This window comes from Huintestinicola butyrica (assembly GCF_025567215.1).
Taxonomy (GTDB): Bacteria; Bacillota; Clostridia; order Oscillospirales; family Ruminococcaceae; genus Huintestinicola; species Huintestinicola butyrica.
Genome location: NZ_JAOQKB010000001.1, coordinates 141571 through 157339, shown reverse-complemented (window position 1 = coordinate 157339; position 15769 = coordinate 141571). Strand labels below are relative to the sequence as shown.

At 47.0% G+C, this 15769-nt stretch carries 12 protein-coding genes and 1 tRNA gene; 9 read left to right on the top strand and 4 right to left on the bottom strand.

Annotated elements, in window-relative coordinates; translation table 11 throughout:
• Positions 1-59: 59 nt before the first annotated feature.
• A tRNA-Thr gene (locus tag OCV68_RS00725) sits at positions 60-135 on the top strand.
• Positions 136-782: 647 nt separating this feature from the next.
• Positions 783-1715: a cysteine synthase A gene (gene cysK / locus OCV68_RS00720; RefSeq protein ID WP_022475001.1), complete on the top strand. Its 933-nt coding sequence runs from the start codon at positions 783-785 to the stop codon at positions 1713-1715.
• Positions 1716-1816: 101 nt separating this feature from the next.
• Here cysK and OCV68_RS00715 read toward each other — a convergent pair whose 3' ends face one another.
• Positions 1817-3325 carry a glycoside hydrolase family 43 protein gene (locus OCV68_RS00715; RefSeq protein ID WP_262570125.1) on the bottom strand — a complete coding sequence of 503 codons (1509 nt, stop codon included), beginning with the start codon at positions 3323-3325 and terminating at the stop codon, positions 1817-1819.
• 244 nt (positions 3326-3569) lie between these two features.
• Here OCV68_RS00715 and OCV68_RS00710 point away from each other — a divergent pair, with 244 nt between their 5' ends.
• Both OCV68_RS00710 and OCV68_RS00705 read left to right on the top strand, forming a co-directional pair.
• Positions 3570-4322 (top strand): LytR/AlgR family response regulator transcription factor, encoded by a 753-nt coding sequence (locus OCV68_RS00710; protein ID WP_022474999.1) that lies wholly within the window; start codon positions 3570-3572, stop codon positions 4320-4322.
• 2 nt (positions 4323-4324) lie between these two features.
• The gene (locus tag OCV68_RS00705) at positions 4325-5623 is read left to right on the top strand and encodes a sensor histidine kinase (RefSeq protein WP_262570123.1); all 1299 of its coding nucleotides are present in this window, start codon (positions 4325-4327) and stop codon (positions 5621-5623) included.
• Between the two features lie 43 nt (positions 5624-5666).
• On the opposite strand, the gene OCV68_RS00700 is transcribed toward OCV68_RS00705, so the two are convergent.
• The 3 genes from OCV68_RS00700 to OCV68_RS00690 all read right to left on the bottom strand — a co-directional run bounded on the left by OCV68_RS00700 (position 5667) and on the right by OCV68_RS00690 (position 8820).
• Entirely contained in the window at positions 5667-6860 is a 1194-nt protein-coding gene (locus OCV68_RS00700; protein ID WP_262570122.1) for a C39 family peptidase, read from the bottom strand.
• Positions 6861-6885: 25 nt separating this feature from the next.
• Positions 6886-7851 carry a GGDEF domain-containing protein gene (locus OCV68_RS00695; RefSeq protein ID WP_262570121.1) on the bottom strand — a complete coding sequence of 322 codons (966 nt, stop codon included), beginning with the start codon at positions 7849-7851 and terminating at the stop codon, positions 6886-6888.
• A 75-nt stretch (positions 7852-7926) separates the two neighbouring features.
• Positions 7927-8820 (bottom strand): substrate-binding domain-containing protein, encoded by an 894-nt coding sequence (locus tag OCV68_RS00690; protein ID WP_262570120.1) that lies wholly within the window; start codon positions 8818-8820, stop codon positions 7927-7929.
• A gap of 396 nt (positions 8821-9216) precedes the next feature.
• On the opposite strand from OCV68_RS00690, the gene OCV68_RS00685 reads away from it, so the two are divergent.
• From OCV68_RS00685 to OCV68_RS00665, 5 genes are all read left to right on the top strand, one after another.
• On the top strand, positions 9217-10419 hold the full coding sequence (locus OCV68_RS00685; protein ID WP_022474995.1) for a cation:proton antiporter: 1203 nt from the start codon (positions 9217-9219) through the stop codon (positions 10417-10419).
• 80 nt (positions 10420-10499) lie between these two features.
• Positions 10500-11066 carry a class I SAM-dependent methyltransferase gene (locus OCV68_RS00680; protein WP_262570119.1) on the top strand — a complete coding sequence of 189 codons (567 nt, stop codon included), beginning with the start codon at positions 10500-10502 and terminating at the stop codon, positions 11064-11066.
• A 261-nt stretch (positions 11067-11327) separates the two neighbouring features.
• On the top strand, positions 11328-12743 hold the full coding sequence (locus OCV68_RS00675; RefSeq protein ID WP_262570118.1) for an MBOAT family O-acyltransferase: 1416 nt from the start codon (positions 11328-11330) through the stop codon (positions 12741-12743).
• Between the two features lie 76 nt (positions 12744-12819).
• Entirely contained in the window at positions 12820-14781 is a 1962-nt protein-coding gene (gene uvrB, locus OCV68_RS00670; RefSeq protein ID WP_317259190.1) for an excinuclease ABC subunit UvrB, read from the top strand.
• A 1-nt stretch (position 14782) separates the two neighbouring features.
• Positions 14783-15766, top strand: a complete 984-nt coding sequence (locus OCV68_RS00665; protein WP_262570117.1) for a glycoside hydrolase family 25 protein — start codon at positions 14783-14785, stop codon at positions 15764-15766.
• The last annotated feature ends 3 nt before the right edge of the window (positions 15767-15769 follow it).

The following is a 15769-nucleotide window of genomic DNA, read 5'->3' as shown; positions in this document are numbered from 1 at the left end:
GGATTTTCTCTTGACATCGCTTTCAAAATGCGGTATAATGTGTTATATCTTTTGGATATGCTTGTGTAGCACAGTTGGTAGTGCAGCTCATTCGTAATGAGCAGGTCGCAGGTTCGAGTCCCGTCACAAGCTCCAAAGAGTAAAGCCCCTTAAACCACTATAATACGTGGTTTGAGGGGCTTTTTATTTTTAATATTTGCTTGTTTGCTTTCTCAAAGCAGGGCATTTTGGCTCAGTTTTTTGCAAGCATGGGTGTCAAAAATTTCTTCCGCCCGTAAAGAGCGAGAAATTTTTGAGTATTTGCCGTTGAGATCATACCCTTTATTTGTATTCTTCGTACCAAGCTAAAAGCTCACCAAATATATGCTCTTCGGCTTTTGTTATGCTATTTTAGCATTCATTAAAGCTATCCCATTTGTTAAAGTATAAACAAAGGGATTTTTTTATCTACCCCGCCATAACCATATATAATATATGATATCCGAAGCATATCTTGTGCAACATCAACATCGACAACACCACATTCAGCCAAATTATATGTGCATATCTACAAAAGAATTGTATTCCTATTGACAAACAGGAATTTATGTTGTATAGTAATATTACACTAATCATATAGATTAAGTATGATATTGAGAGGCGACGTTATGAAGCATATATTTTCCGCTGACGGCGGCATCGCACGATGCTGAAGCTGATAAGCTCACACCGTTTCAGAATCAAATAATTTAAAACTAAAAATACTAAATATAATTTAAATGATTTTTCAGGAGGAATTTATTATGTCAAAGGTTTATAAGAGCGCACTTGAACTCATCGGTAAGACTCCCCTCGTTGAGGTTACAAACATTGAAAAGGAACTTGGTCTTGAGGCTAAGGTTCTCGTTAAGCTTGAATATCTCAATCCCGCAGGAAGCGTTAAGGACAGAATCGCAAAGCACATGATCGAAGTTGCTGAGGAAAAGGGTCTTCTTAAGCCCGGTTCCGTAATCATCGAGCCTACTTCCGGCAACACAGGTATCGGTCTTGCCGCTATCGCAGCTGCCAAGGGCTACAGAACCATTCTCACAATGCCCGAGACAATGAGCGTTGAGCGCAGAAATATCCTTAAGGCTTACGGCGCAGAGATCGTTCTTACCGAGGGCGCAAAGGGCATGAAGGGTGCTATTGCAAAGGCTGATGAGCTTGCAAAGGAGATCCCCAACAGCTTTATCCCCGGTCAGTTCGTTAACCCCGCTAACCCCGAGATGCACTTCCGGACCACAGGTCCCGAGATCTGGGAAGATACCGATGGTCAGGTTGATTACTTCACCGCAGGCGTTGGTACAGGCGGAACCGTTACAGGCGTAGGCAAGTTCCTTAAGTCCAAGAACCCCAACGTTAAGGTTGCAGCTATCGAGCCTTCCGACTCTCCCGTTCTTTCCCAGGGCAGAGCAGGCTCTCACAAGATCCAGGGTATCGGCGCAGGCTTCGTTCCCGACACTCTTGATACCTCCGTATATGACGAGGTAATGCCTATCACCAACGAGGACGCATTTGCTACCGCAAAGCTCCTTGCTAAGAAGGAAGGTATCCTTGTAGGTATCTCTTCCGGTGCTTCCCTCTACGCAGCTATCCAGATCGCTAAGCGTCCCGAGGCAAAGGGCAAGACCATTGTTGCTCTCCTCCCCGACAGCGGCGACAGATACTACTCCACTCCTCTCTTCGCTGAATAAGATATTGCCATAAAAGTCTTCTATAATATAAATCGGCTGCCTCATATGTGAGTATGAGGCAGCCGATTTTTGTGTAAGGGTGTAAACTTTTTCTTATATGGTCACTTCACAAACTGCCACTCATCAAACTCGGCATTCTGAGAAATAACAAAATAAATATCATGCTCTCCGCTTATCTTCTTTTTGAGCTTGGCGCAGACAATTTTCATATCCTTGCAGTCAAACTCGGCTGCACCAACAAGCGTATCTTTTCCGTCAAGATACACCTCTATCCTGCCCTTGCCCTTTGCTTTTACCGCAAATGAGGACGCTCCGCTGCCAAAATCCGCTCCCTTTACCCATACAACAGCAGCCTTGCCGCCGTCAGCAGAAGATGAAACGGTCATATTTCCCGCAACGTCCGTGTTGTTATAGGAAACATCTGCTGAGGAAAAGGCGGTCTCTGCCTGATTTACGGCAAATGGGTCAAGAGGCTTTATCTGCTCTGCACCGTTCTTGTCTGCATTCACTCTGCCGATGGTAACAGTCTCCTCATCGACCACAGCCTCATTTACGCACAGGCTTCTGAAGCCGCCCTCTGTGCCCAGCGCTTTCTGTAGGAAAAGCGAATGATAAAACAAATAATATCTGTCCTTATATTTCTGGAGATGAGTATGGTTGTTGCTGTACTCCATTCCCGCTTCTCCGGGATTTTTGAAGTAATAGTCACGATACTCCCAGCTGTCGGGATCAAGAGGGGTCTTGGTGGTCAGATACGCCATACTGCACGCAGGCGCACGCTCAGTCTTGGGATAATTCCATTTCAGGTGGGTGCTCCAGTCGTTGTTATATGTATAGACATATGTTCCGTTGATGAAATTCAACTCGCTTGCCTCAAAATGATACGGCGAGGGTATCTTCTTGATATCGCTGTCCAGGGATATCATATCGCTGCCCAGTCGGACTATTCTTGCGCTGTCCTCTCCGCCGCCGAAGGAGAGCCAGCCTGTGCCCTCATCGTCGATGACAACGCCCGGGTCAAAGGGAGTTTTGCAGCCGTCCAGACCCTTTGTATTCCCGTCAATGATAGACTTGCCCAGAGGGTCAGTCCATGGCCCTGTGGGAGAATCTGCGGTAAGCACTCCCACTCCCCAGCCGCTGTTTGAATAGTAAAGGTAAAAATGCGTCTTGCCGTCCTCCTCAACTCTCGATACCACTGACGGCGCCCATGAAGCTATTGCCCACGGGGATATCTCACCAACGTCGATAGTGCCGTGATATGTCCAGTTTACCATATCATCGGTGGAAAGCATGACCAGTGACTTTATATGCTCATATGTATTGCTGCCCTCGGCGCCCACAGCCTCATACTGCTGCTGATCGTTGGTGCCGTAAACATACAGCCTGCCCTCATATTCCACAGCCGTAGGGTCGGCGCAGAAAATATTGGAGATAAGGGGATTTCCCGTAGTTTTTGTGATATTGTCGGTAACGGCGGTTATCTTTACTCCCTTGGAAGCAGATTTTATCTTCTCCCCCTCCATCGTAACGGAAGAGATATCCGCATCACCGCAGGAACACATCACCATCGCTGCTGCAGCCGCAAACAGTATCGCAGGTAATTTTTTCATAAAAGCTCTCCTTTCGCTGTATATTTGCATATTTTTATTGTACCATACATAATTCATTTTTTCAATATCTTTATATGCTGTATCCGATGACTTTTTGTGCAGGAAACGATAGATGACCGATTTTCATCTTTTTTTCGACTTTTTTTGAAATATCACTTGAAATCAACGGAAAAATTTTGTATAATAAATTTGTATAATAAATATGTGTATTGTATTTCAGATATAAAGGACGTGACAAAGATATATGGTAAACATCATAGTTTGCGACGACGAGGCGGTGTTTCTTGATATCATTTTCGATGAAGCAAACAGGGTGATGTCAAAGCATAACCTTGAATATCAGTGTATAAAATTCAAGAGCAGCAGCGATTTTGTGGAGCTTATCGACAAGGGCGAGACTGTTCCCCATATCGTTTTCCTTGATATAGATATGCCTGAAATCGACGGCAAGCAGGTCGCTTTAAAACTGAAAAAAGCATATCCCAACTGCCAGCTTATCTTCTTCACCTCCCACGAGGACGAGATAGTCAATGCCTTCGATTATAACGCCAACGGCTTTCTCTCAAAATACAATCTTGCGGAAAAGTTTGAGGATAACATCATAAGAGTACTGGGCAACATCAATGCCAGCGAGCCTGATTACGTCCAGCTCTGCGTGTTCACATCGGACAATCGCTGCGAGCGTGTGAACTACGATTATTCCCGCATCGCCTATCTGGAATGTATCATGAAAAAGGCATACCTCAACACCGTTGATGGCGGCTGCTACAGGATAAAATGCGGTCTGTGGCGTGAAATAATCCAGAAATTCGACAAACTGCCTTTCGCCGTTCCTCATCAGAACTACATTGTCAATATGAACTGCATTTCAAGAATTACAGGTGAAGAGCTTTATATAGATCAGCTTAACAAACAGATATCCGTCAGCAAGCACAGACGTAAGGATTTTTTAAAGAGATACTCTGATTATTCTATGTCTAAGGGGCGTACTGATTAAAAATGCTATACCTTTTCACCGTAATGGAAGCTGTTATAATCGTTATAATGTTTCTCATTATGTTCAGGACCCGCTTCAAGGGGTTAAAAGCGGTCCTCAGTTTTATTCTCGGAACAGCAGCTGCAAGTGCATTCACGATACTTGTAATAAACCTGCCGCTGCACATCAAAACTACTCTTACAGTTGCGGCATATACAATAGCCTGCTTATGTGTTTTTGATATCAAATGGCAAAACTCGCTTATGATATCATTGCTTGGCTGCTATGAGCTTATAGCCTGCGATATCATATCGGCAAACCTTATCGCAGCTGCGGCAAGCACGCCGATGATGTCTGTCGTTACACCCGATTCCATGATATATCTGGTGCTGGGAATAATCTCCAAGCTGTTTGCCATGGCGGTAGTTATTTGCAGTGCATTTTTCCTGCGTAAGCTTGATTTCAACGTTCCTCTGAAATACAGCATCATACTTAATATCATACTTCTGCTGCTTTCATTCGCAAATCTGTTCTTCGGTCAGATAACCTCGACAGTTATCACAGCACTGGACCACCTTCAGGTCGTTGTAATGTGCTCATCATATATGATAGTAATGATATTGGTGCTGGTTCTGTTCTTTAACCTTTGCAAGTACTTTTCCACAGAAGCGGAGCTTAACTACTCCAACCTGAAAAATGACTTTCTGGAGCAGCAGCTGGAACAGCAGAAGTCTGCCGAAAAAAGCATACGCACCATAAAGCACGATATGCTCAATCATCTTTCCGCCCTTGATTATCTTAACAAAAGCGGCGAAACAGAACGCTTTGACAGCTATATGAAAACACTCATCTCCCGCACCTCCGTTCCTTTCAGGAACAATATAACAGGTATTCAGATGCTTGATGCCATTCTTTCGCTCAAATATCAGGTGGCAAAGGATAACGATGCTTCAATAAAGGTAAATTCCACAGGCGTAAAGCATTATCCCGATGTAAGCGAATACTGCCTCAGCTCCATATTTGCAAATCTGCTGGACAATGCCATTGAGGGCGCAGGCAGCGCAGATGAAAATGACAGGGAAATAACAGTTGATATCACCGAAAATGCAGGCTGCCTGAACGTAAGGATAACAAATCACTACAACGAGAACGCCCAGAACGATATAATTGCCGCAGGCAAGGGGCATATCCACAAGGGTCTGGGCATAAGCATTGCAAAGAATGCCGCAGAGGAGAACAAGGGTATGTTTGAATACACTGCGGAAAACGGAATTTTCACCGCAATGGTGGTTCTGCCTGTAAGCGAAAAGACAATAGGTTAAAAGTTAAAAGCTGCTGCACCGATATCTCGGCACAGCAGCTTTTTCAGTCGTATATAAAGCTTCCCGTAAAGAAATCCGATTCGTCAGCGGGCGGCTCGGTCTCGGAGGGGATAGTGACAGTCTCTTCCGTCTCTGTGGTCTCTTCCGTTACGGAAGTGGTCTCGGAAGATATTTCCTCGGAAATATCGGCAGATACATCTGAGGTCTCGGGCAGCTCTTCCGTTTCGGTAACGACCGCCGCAGTCTCAGTCACTGCCTCGGCACTGTCGGGGATGATCACTATCGCCTGAGAATACATCTGCTTGAAGCGTATCTCAAATTTATCGATATTGTAGTCGATAATGCCTTTCATGGGGTCATTGAGGGTAACGGTAGAATTTGCGATGTTAAAGCCTGCCAGCACAAAGCAGTGCTCGTTCAGGTACCAGTCCAGCTTTTCGCCTGTGGCATTGTCGTACCATGTTTCGTAATACTCAGGCTCTATCATGCCATCGGTTGCCCAGCAGAGAACGGGCGTGCCTGCGATAAGATATTCGTACAATGTATCAGGGTGGCAGCCGGATATGTTTTTAACCGTATATCCCCCGCCGTGAGATGATATGTACTTGTTTGCCGCCTTTTCAATGGCGGGCGAAAAACAGCCGTAGCCTCTTGAAAAAGGGTCGCCTATGAAATAATCGAAAAAGCTGTCTTTGTAAAGCTTCCCATCAGCTGTGCGGGCATTGCCCCATGAGGTGGGAAGATAATTTTTTGCCATGTCGGTCTTTTCTGCGTCAAATCCATAGTGGCGCAGAAGAGTTGTAAGTGCGGTTATCTCGCAGCCCACAGGCAGCTCAGGATTTTGCAGGATATTTTCCATATCAATGTAAACGGAGTTGCTGTCATAATCCTTGCGCTGACGGCTGGTGATTATGGTGCGTGACACTGATGTTACCGTGGTTTCGGCAGCCTCTTCCGCCGCTTCTTCGGGAGCTTCGGGATAATCGGCAGTCTCCTCGGGGAGCACCTCCGTCTCCGTCTCTTCCTCGGGATACTCCTCAAATTCAATGTCATGGCCGTACCTTGCATCAGTCTCCTCAGGCTCGGAAATAACGTCCGACTGAGTGTGGTACTCCTCGGGCATGGTGTTCACCGTCTCCACCGAATCGGGATCACCCTTTTTTATAAGCACAAGGCTTACTATTATCACGGTGGCAAAGAATACGAATACTCCCGCCCGTGCAAAAGTTCTCTTCATCTGATCTTTCCTTTTCCTGCGCATATCATCTGCGCAGCTTTTGCCTTGCTGTCTTGTTTTCGTACATATTTGCGTCAGCCTTATGCACCACATCTTCTATTGTCATATCAGCCGTAAGCTCTGCACAGCAGCCGCCTATGCTGGCGGATATCTCATAGGGCTTGCACGAGGTCTTGTTTTCCTCGGCAATAGCGTTTGTGAACTTGTTTATCCTTGCAAGCATATCCGCTCCGCAATAATCACCCAAGCCGATAATGTAAAACTCGTCTCCGCCTGCCCTTACGCATATCTCATCGTTTCGGGTAATGAGACGGGCAGCGGTGGCGATAGCGTTGATGCCATAGTCCCCCTCGGAATGGCCATAGTGGTCATTAACATATTTAAGTCCGTCCATGTCGATAACAAACGCAAGGCAGGTATCGGCACCGGGGCGTTCAAGCATTTCTCTGATCCTTGCTTCCATTCCACGCCTGTTGTAAAGTCCCGTCATAGCGTCTCTCTGAGAAAAGGCGGTAAGGCGGCTTCTCACACGGGTAAGCTCTATGGCATTGTTCACATTTCTTATCCAGTTCCTGAAAACAATACCTATCTTGGTCTTGCTTTCCAGCGAACATTGAAGCACTCCGTAGCCAAAGGTATGCTCACTGAAGTGAACGGGCGCAAAGTAGTAAACAGACGGCTTGTCATGCTCTATCCACAGGTCGGGCAGCATTAGCTTTGTATCAAAGGAAGTGGAATCGACGTCCATAAATGTACCCTTTGTAACGCTATCGCCGTAAATGGCATGAAGCATAAGCTTCATTTTTTCCGGATAGCCGCTTATTATCTGCTTGTCGGTATCCAGCCAGTCCTCATCGAGGCAAAGGTAAAAATTCTCATAGGGCGATATAAGATATGTAGCCTTGAATATCTCGCCCAGACATTCATCGGGCGATTCAACAGCAGTAAGATTTTCAAACATATAGCTTTCGACAAGTCTGCCGATATCCACGGAGAAGTTGATATCTTTTCTGCCGAAATTCTCATTAACATTATAAATCAGGCTGTTGATGGAATCCTTGACGTGCTAAACATTCTCGGGACATCCGCAGCTGCTGCCGATGAACAGACCCTTTTCAAACTCCCACTTTTCATTGGGGTCGGGTCCCACATTCTCGATAAGCTCATGGAGCCTTGCCACAGCCTTCTGCGCAGCCTGAGCCGCCGCAGGCACATATGACGTGATGGAGGGAGTATTGATGGCACTTTCGGGAACGCAGTCAAAGCCTGTGATTATTATATCCTCAGGCACTCTTATGCCATTTTCCATGAGCCTGTTTGCAAGACCCATAGCCATATGGTCGCTCATGGATATCACAGCTTCGGGTCTGGGTATCTCTCCAGAAATTATCTTATCCCCCAGAGCCTCGCCGCCTGTGTACCAGAAATCGCCGTAAAATACCTTGCTCTCGTCAAAGAGGATATTGTGAGCGGCATAGGTGTCCTTTATTCCTTCAAGTCTTTCGTCCGTAACATAATAGTCCTTCATACCCGCAAGGATAACAATGTCCCTGCAGCCGTGCACACCTACGATATGCTCGGTTATATCTGCCATTGCGGAACGGTCATCGGTGCATATCATCTCAAAGCCGCCCATGGGCAGATCAAGGGTCACAGCAGGCTTACCGCTTTCCTTTATGCGCTGCACAAGGCGGTCGGTCTGCTCCTTGTTTCCCTCTGTATCATAAGTAAGTGGAGTAAGGATAACACCGTCCAGCTTATCAAAATCTGCCAGATTGAAAATATTAAGCTCGCCCAGCAGATAATTTCTGTAATAATGCTTGGCATTTACCAGCGGACAGAACACTGCAACATCATATCCGTACATATCGCATCTGCTGAAAACGCCGTTCATTACACGCTGCTGATATATTGATTCGGGATTTACTATAATAAGCCCTATTTTCTTTCTTTCAGTCATAAACTGTCTCCTTCTGATGCCTGAAACGACCGGTTTAACGCAAAACGTACAATTAAATATATTTTACCCTAAAAAAGCATATTATATATGAACATTTTTGCCGTTTTTGATAAATTTACATACAAATTTTACTCTCATCTTTATTGACTTTCATTTGCATTTCAAGATATATAACAAGCCCATTATATATTTTCTCCAAGCGCATTATTTTTATATGTAGCTTTTGCACAAAGTCAGCATAAAAAGCCCGTTAATGATAGACATATTTTGAGAATTTTCGTCGTTAAAAAATATCGCTTGAATGTTAATATATATTATGCTATAATTCATATCGTTGTATTTAAGGACATTGTAATTAGGTATGGAAGGATATAAGATGAGAAAGGATGTATGGTCATGGAGGATTACAGCTATTTAATTTCTATCGCACTGATACTGCTCAGCACAAAGGTTCTGGGTCTTTTTTCAAAGGTAGTGCGTCTCCCCCAGGTAGTAGGTGCGCTGCTTGCGGGCATTATTCTTGGACCTGCCTGTCTTGGCATAGTCCACTCAACGGAGATGCTCAGCAATCTCTCTGAGATAGGCGTTATCGTACTTATGTTCGCAGCAGGTCTTGAGACCGACATCGACGAGTTAAAGCGCTCGGGCAAGGCTTCTTTCCTTATCGCCCTCATAGGCGTTCTGGTTCCTCTGGCAGGCGGTGCGGCAGTTGCTTACTTCTTTAACGACAGCACCGATTCCAACGTTATGCTCCAGAATATCTTCATCGGCATCATTCTCACAGCTACTTCCGTAAGTATCACTGTTGAGACACTGAAAGAAATGGGCAAGCTTTCCACCCGTGCAGGCAACGCAATACTGGGTGCGGCTATCATTGATGATATCCTCGGCATCATCGCCCTTACAGTAGTTATAAGCATGGCTGACGAAAGCGTAAACATCGGCATCGTGCTGCTTAAGATCCTCGGCTTCTTCGCATTCACATTTGTTGCTGCTGTGGGCTACCACTACGCATTCAAGAAGTGGACAGACAACAGTGCTGTAAAGCTCAGAAGATATGTTGTTATCAGCTTTGTTTTCTGCCTCGTTCTTGCATACTGCGCAGAGGTATTCTTCGGAGTTGCCGATATCACAGGCGCATTCTTCGCAGGTCTTGCTCTTTCGGGCACAAAGAAATCCGAGTACATCTCCAAGAGATTTGATACACTTTCTTACCTGCTCCTCTCCCCTATCTTCTTCGCAGGAATCGGTCTTAAGGTCGAGCTTCCAAAGATGAACGGCGAGATCGTTCTCTTCACAGTTCTCCTCTGTGTTGTGGCTGCACTTACAAAGGTAATCGGCTGCGGACTGGGCGCAAAGATATGCAAATATACCTCTAAAGAGTCTCTCCAGATAGGCGTGGGCATGATATCACGAGGCGAGGTGGCACTTATCGTTGCCAACAAGGGCGAGGCTGTGGGACTTATGTCCGACAAGTTCTTTGCTCCCGTTATCATAATGGTAGTGTTCACCACAGTGGTAACTCCCGTTCTGCTGAAGCTTGTTTTCAAGGACAAGACAAGCGAGCCTGAGACAAAGCCCGAGGCTCAGACAGTCTGATAATTAAAATAAATTGCGGCAAATTCCGCCTGTTTATCGGCAGGCGGAATTTTTTGTATATACGCAGGGAAGGAATAATTATGAGAAAAACATTCAACGCACTTGATATTTCAAGAAAGGTCATTGCCTCCCGTGTCCATGAGGGGGATATCTGCATAGATGCTACCGCAGGCAGAGGAAACGACACCGCATATCTCTGCGGGCTTGCAGGTGAAAGCGGAAAGATCATCGCCTTTGATATCCAGCAGGAAGCCATTGACAGCACCGCAAAGCTCCTTGAAGAAAAGGGGTTTTCAAGCCGTGCGGAGCTTATCCTCGGCAGCCACACACAGATGGACAGCTATGCGGAGGAGGGCACAGTTTCCTGCATCACCTTCAACTTTGGCTGGCTTCCCGGCGGCGACCACACCGTACACACTATGAAGGACACCAGCATTGAAGCGGTGAAAAAAGCTCTTCGGCTCATAAAGCAGGGCGGACTTATCTCCATGATACTTTACTACGGCAGGGACACGGGCTTTGAGGAAAAGGAAGCTCTCCTTGAATTTGTAAAGACCATCGACAGTGCCGAATATTCCGTTATTACCGTGGATTTCTCCAACCGCCCCAACTGTCCTCCTATACCCATATTTATTCTTCGTGAATGATGTAACATTTTGCCCTGTAGGATTGTATATCAAGTGAAGGACAAAGACGAACTGCTGACGGCGAAAGCTATGACCTTATCCTCGGCCCGCAGACAGTTCATGTTCAATAAAGCTTCAGGCGCATCTGCCTTTTTGACAGATGCGCCGATTTTATGGCAAAATGCGCTCATAAATTTTCTGTATATTATGTATTTCGCTGTTGAAAAAAAAACATTCCTGTGGTATAATACTTGTATCTATGTTATAAAGGATCGTGAGAGCTTGGTTTTTTCTGATATATTCTTCTTGTATGTGTTCCTGCCGCTGTTTCTGATATGCTACTTTGCCGCTCGGAACACTAAACTCAAAAACGCCGTGCTGATAGTTTTCTCCCTGTTTTTCTACGCATGGGGCGAGCCTGTGTGGGTGGGTCTGCTCATATTCAGTTCGGTATTTGACTTTCTTAACGGTCGTTTTATCGACAAGCACAAGGACGAAAAGATCGCCGTGCTGGGCGTTATCGTGTCCTGTGCAGTAAACCTGTCAATACTTGGTGTGTTCAAGTACAGCGGAATGATAGTTGACGGCATAAACACTCTGCTGTCGCTCAGCCTGCCTGTGCCTGATTTCCACCTGCCAATAGGAATTTCTTTCTACACCTTCCAGTCCATAACCTACGTGGTCGATGTTTACCGCAAAAAGGCACGGGCGCAGAAAAATTACTTCGGATATCTGCTGTATCTCTCCATGTTCTTCCAGCTGGTGGCAGGCCCTATCGTGCGCTACAACACCGTTGCCCGTGAGATAGAGAACCGTTCGGTAAAGATACACGAATTCAGCGACGGTATCACCCGACTTATCTTCGGTCTGGGCAAAAAGGTACTTATCGCAAACTCCATGGGTCAGCTGGCAACGCAGTTTCTGACCTTTGATACCGCTCCCACCTCAGTTCTTGCGGCATGGTCAGGCGTTATCCTTTATTCTCTCCAGATATATTACGACTTTTCGGGCTATTCCGATATGGCTATCGGTCTGGGACTTATGTGCGGCTTCCACTTTCCCGAAAACTTCGAGCACCCCTATATATCAGCTTCCGCAACCGATTTCTGGCGCAGATGGCACATCTCGCTGGGAACATTCTTCCGTGACTATATGTATATCCCCCTGGGCGGCAACAGGAAGCATCAGCTGCTGAACATCGCCATCGTATGGTTCTGCACGGGTCTGTGGCACGGCGCCAGCTGGAACTTTATCATGTGGGGCCTTTACTTCGGCGTTCTGCTGGTCATCGAAAAGACATTCCTGCTGAAAGTCCTTGAAAAAGTGCCTAAGATCATCGGTCACATTTACCTGCTCATTGCGGTGATATTCGGCTGGATGATATTCTATTTCACCGATACCTCAAAAATGGGAGCCTGCTTCGGCGCAATGTTCGGCAAAAACGGACTTGCCGCCACCGATCTGCTCACAGAATCACAGCTCAAAGGCAGCCTGTGGCTCATTATTGCGGCTATCATCATCTGTATGCCTGTTTACAAGGGCATTTCCGCTTTCGGCGAGAAGCTGGCAAAGAAATCTGCCGCAAGCTTTACTCTGGTAAGCGCAGTAAAGATGCTTTTCCTGGCATTCATTCTTTTCGCTTCCACCGTTTCACTTGTGGGCGATACCTACAATCCTTTCCTTTACTTCCGATTCTGATATCTGTCGGACTATCAACAAACATTTTTCATGGGCGTGCAATGCACGCCTGTGGTTTATCTGAAAGGCAGTCATTATGGATAAATTTGAACTTGTTTCTCCCTATAAGCCCTCGGGCGACCAGCCCCAGGCTATCGACAAGCTTGTGGAGGGCATAAAAAAAGGCTACCGTGACCAGACTCTGCTTGGTGTAACAGGCTCGGGCAAGACCTTTACCATGGCGAACATCATTGCACAAATGAACCGTCCCACCCTTATCCTTGCCCACAACAAGATACTTGCGGCTCAGCTCTGCTCCGAGTTCAAGGAGTTCTTCCCCCACAATGCCGTGGAGTATTTCGTTTCATATTACGACTATTATCAGCCTGAGGCTTATATCCCCTCCACCGACGCTTACATCGAAAAGGACAGCGCCATAAACGACGAAATAGACAAGCTCCGCCACAGCGCCACACTTGCGCTGGCTGAAAGGCGTGATGTGATAATCGTGGCTTCCGTTTCCTGCATATATTCCCTTGGTGCGCCCGAGGAATACCGAAACAACGTTATCTCGCTGAGAAAGGGCATGGAAATGTCCCGTGAGGAGCTTCTGGGTCGGCTGGTATCCATTCAGTATGAGCGCAACGACGTGAACTTTGTGCGAAACAAGTTCAGAGTGCGTGGAGACGTGGTGGAGATATTCCCCGCAGGCTCTTCGGAAAACGCTATACGTGTGGAATTTTTCGGCGATGAGATAGACAGAATATCGGAAATTCAGGTGGTAACGGGAAATATCATCTCCACCCTTGCCCACACAGCCATATACCCTGCCTCCCACTATGTTGTGTCAAAGGCACATCTGCACGAGGCTGTGCAGGAGATACAGAAAGAGCTTGATGAACGTGTAAAATGGTTTGAGGAGCAGGGCAAGCTTGTGGAGGCTCAGCGCATAAAGCAGCGCACCCTGTACGACATTGAGATGCTTGAAGAGATAGGCTTCTGCAAGGGAATAGAAAACTATTCCCGCATACTTGCGGGCAGAGCGCCGGGAAGCGTTCCCTACACCCTGCTTGACCACTTCCCCAAGGACTACCTGCTGTTCGTTGACGAGAGCCATGTTTCCCTGCCGCAGGTAAGGGGCATGAGCGCAGGCGACAGGGGCAGAAAGAGCGTGCTTGTGGATTACGGCTTCCGTCTGCCCTCGGCATTCGATAACCGTCCCCTTAATTTTGACGAGTTTGACTCAAAGATAAATCAGGCAATATACGTTTCCGCCACTCCCGGACCTATCGAGCGTGAAAAATCCGCCCAGATAGTGGAGCAGGTAATACGTCCCACAGGTCTTGTTGACCCCGAGATAATCGTCAAGCCCGTTGCGGGTCAGATAGAAGACCTGCTCAGCGAAATAAACATCAGGGCGGAAAAGAACGAGCGTGTACTTGTCACCACCCTTACAAAGAAAATGGCGGAGGATCTTACCACATATCTCCAGGGCATGGGCGTAAGGGTCAAGTACCTCCACCACGATATCGACACCATTGAAAGAATGGAGATAATCCGTGACCTGCGTCTGGGCGAGTTTGATGTGCTTGTTGGCATCAACCTGCTGCGTGAGGGCCTTGATATCCCCGAGGTCTCCCTTGTGGCGATACTCGATGCGGATAAGGAGGGCTTCCTGCGCTCCGAGTCCTCGCTTATACAGACCATCGGCCGTGCCGCACGTAATGCGGAGGGCAAGGTAATAATGTACGCCGACAGCGTTACAGGCTCCATGGAGCGTGCCATTACCGAGACAAACCGCCGCCGTGAGCTTCAGTTGGCGTACAACAAGGAGCACGGCATAGTACCCAAGACCATCATAAAGGATATCAGAGATGTTATCGAGATATCCTCCAAGGCGGAAGTCGATGACAAGGCCGCCAAGAAGAAGATGAGCAAAAAGGAAAAGGACGAGCTTATCGCAAAGCTCACCGCCCAGATGAAGGAAGCCGCAAAGCTTCTTGAATTTGAGCACGCCGCATATCTGCGTGATAAGATAAACGAACTGAAAGGTCAATGATATGGAAGAATTAAAGGATATCCCCCGACAGCAGGGCGGGCAGTACGGCGCAAGGTACAAAAAGCGCCGCAGAAGGCCCGATATAAAGGCAATAGCCATATTTATCCTGCTGATAACAGTTGTGATCCTTGCCGCCAATGTGATACGCCTGTCAAATGCGCTGAAGGACGATGAGCAGTACATTTCCGCCCAGTCCTCACGGGTGTTTGAGTATTACGGCAAAAAGGACGTTATCAAGCTTGATGACCCCACCTACGGCGACACATGGCTTGCCGCCCTTACCGATGTGCCCCGCCACACGCTGGATTATGACAAGGTGGAGACAGAAAACGGCTATAAGCACTACTACGAAAACGGCGAGCGCCTGAACACCACAGGCATCGACGTTTCCTATCATCAGGGGGACATCGACTGGGAAGCCGTCAAGGCGGACGGCGTGGATTTTGCCATGATAAGGCTGGGCTACCGTGGCTATGAATCGGGTCAGCTGAATCTTGACGAGCGCTTCCACGAATATGCGCAGGGCGCTGTTGACGCAGGGCTTGAAATAGGCGTTTACTTCTATTCCCAGGCAATAAACGCCTCAGAAGCGGAGGAGGAAGCAAGGTTTGTACTGAACGAGCTTTCCGACTACAAGATTACATATCCCGTGGTTTTTGACTGGGAGATAGTGGGCGATGACACAGCACGCACAAATTCGGTTTCGTCAGAAGAGCTGAACGAATGTGCATCGGTGTTCTGCAACACCATTGCCCGTGGAGGATATATCCCCATGATATACAGCGTCAAGCGAATGGCACTGCTCAAATATGACCTGAGCCGCCTTGCAGGCTTTGACTTCTGGCTGGCGGAATACCGTGACGAGCCTGAATTTCCCTATGAATTTGCCATGTGGCAGTATGCCTCCGACGGAAAGGTAAACGGTATCGAGGGCGAGGTTGACCTGAACATGAGCTTTGTTGATTACTCAAAGGTAAGGAGATAATTT

Excerpts from the sequence above, each read along its gene's own strand:
- cysK (WP_022475001.1), top strand. The coding sequence starts at position 783 with ATGTCAAAGGTTTATAAGAGCGCACTTGAACTCATCGGTAAGACTCCC.
- OCV68_RS00715 (WP_262570125.1), bottom strand. The coding sequence starts at position 3,325 with ATGAAAAAATTACCTGCGATACTGTTTGCGGCTGCAGCAGCGATGGTG.
- OCV68_RS00710 (WP_022474999.1), top strand. The coding sequence starts at position 3,570 with ATGGTAAACATCATAGTTTGCGACGACGAGGCGGTGTTTCTTGATATC.
- OCV68_RS00705 (WP_262570123.1), top strand. The coding sequence starts at position 4,325 with ATGCTATACCTTTTCACCGTAATGGAAGCTGTTATAATCGTTATAATG.
- OCV68_RS00700 (WP_262570122.1), bottom strand. The coding sequence starts at position 6,860 with ATGAAGAGAACTTTTGCACGGGCGGGAGTATTCGTATTCTTTGCCACC.
- OCV68_RS00690 (WP_262570120.1), bottom strand. The coding sequence starts at position 8,820 with ATGACTGAAAGAAAGAAAATAGGGCTTATTATAGTAAATCCCGAATCA.
- OCV68_RS00685 (WP_022474995.1), top strand. The coding sequence starts at position 9,217 with ATGGAGGATTACAGCTATTTAATTTCTATCGCACTGATACTGCTCAGC.
- OCV68_RS00680 (WP_262570119.1), top strand. The coding sequence starts at position 10,500 with ATGAGAAAAACATTCAACGCACTTGATATTTCAAGAAAGGTCATTGCC.
- uvrB (WP_317259190.1), top strand. The coding sequence starts at position 12,820 with ATGGATAAATTTGAACTTGTTTCTCCCTATAAGCCCTCGGGCGACCAG.
- OCV68_RS00665 (WP_262570117.1), top strand. The coding sequence starts at position 14,783 with ATGGAAGAATTAAAGGATATCCCCCGACAGCAGGGCGGGCAGTACGGC.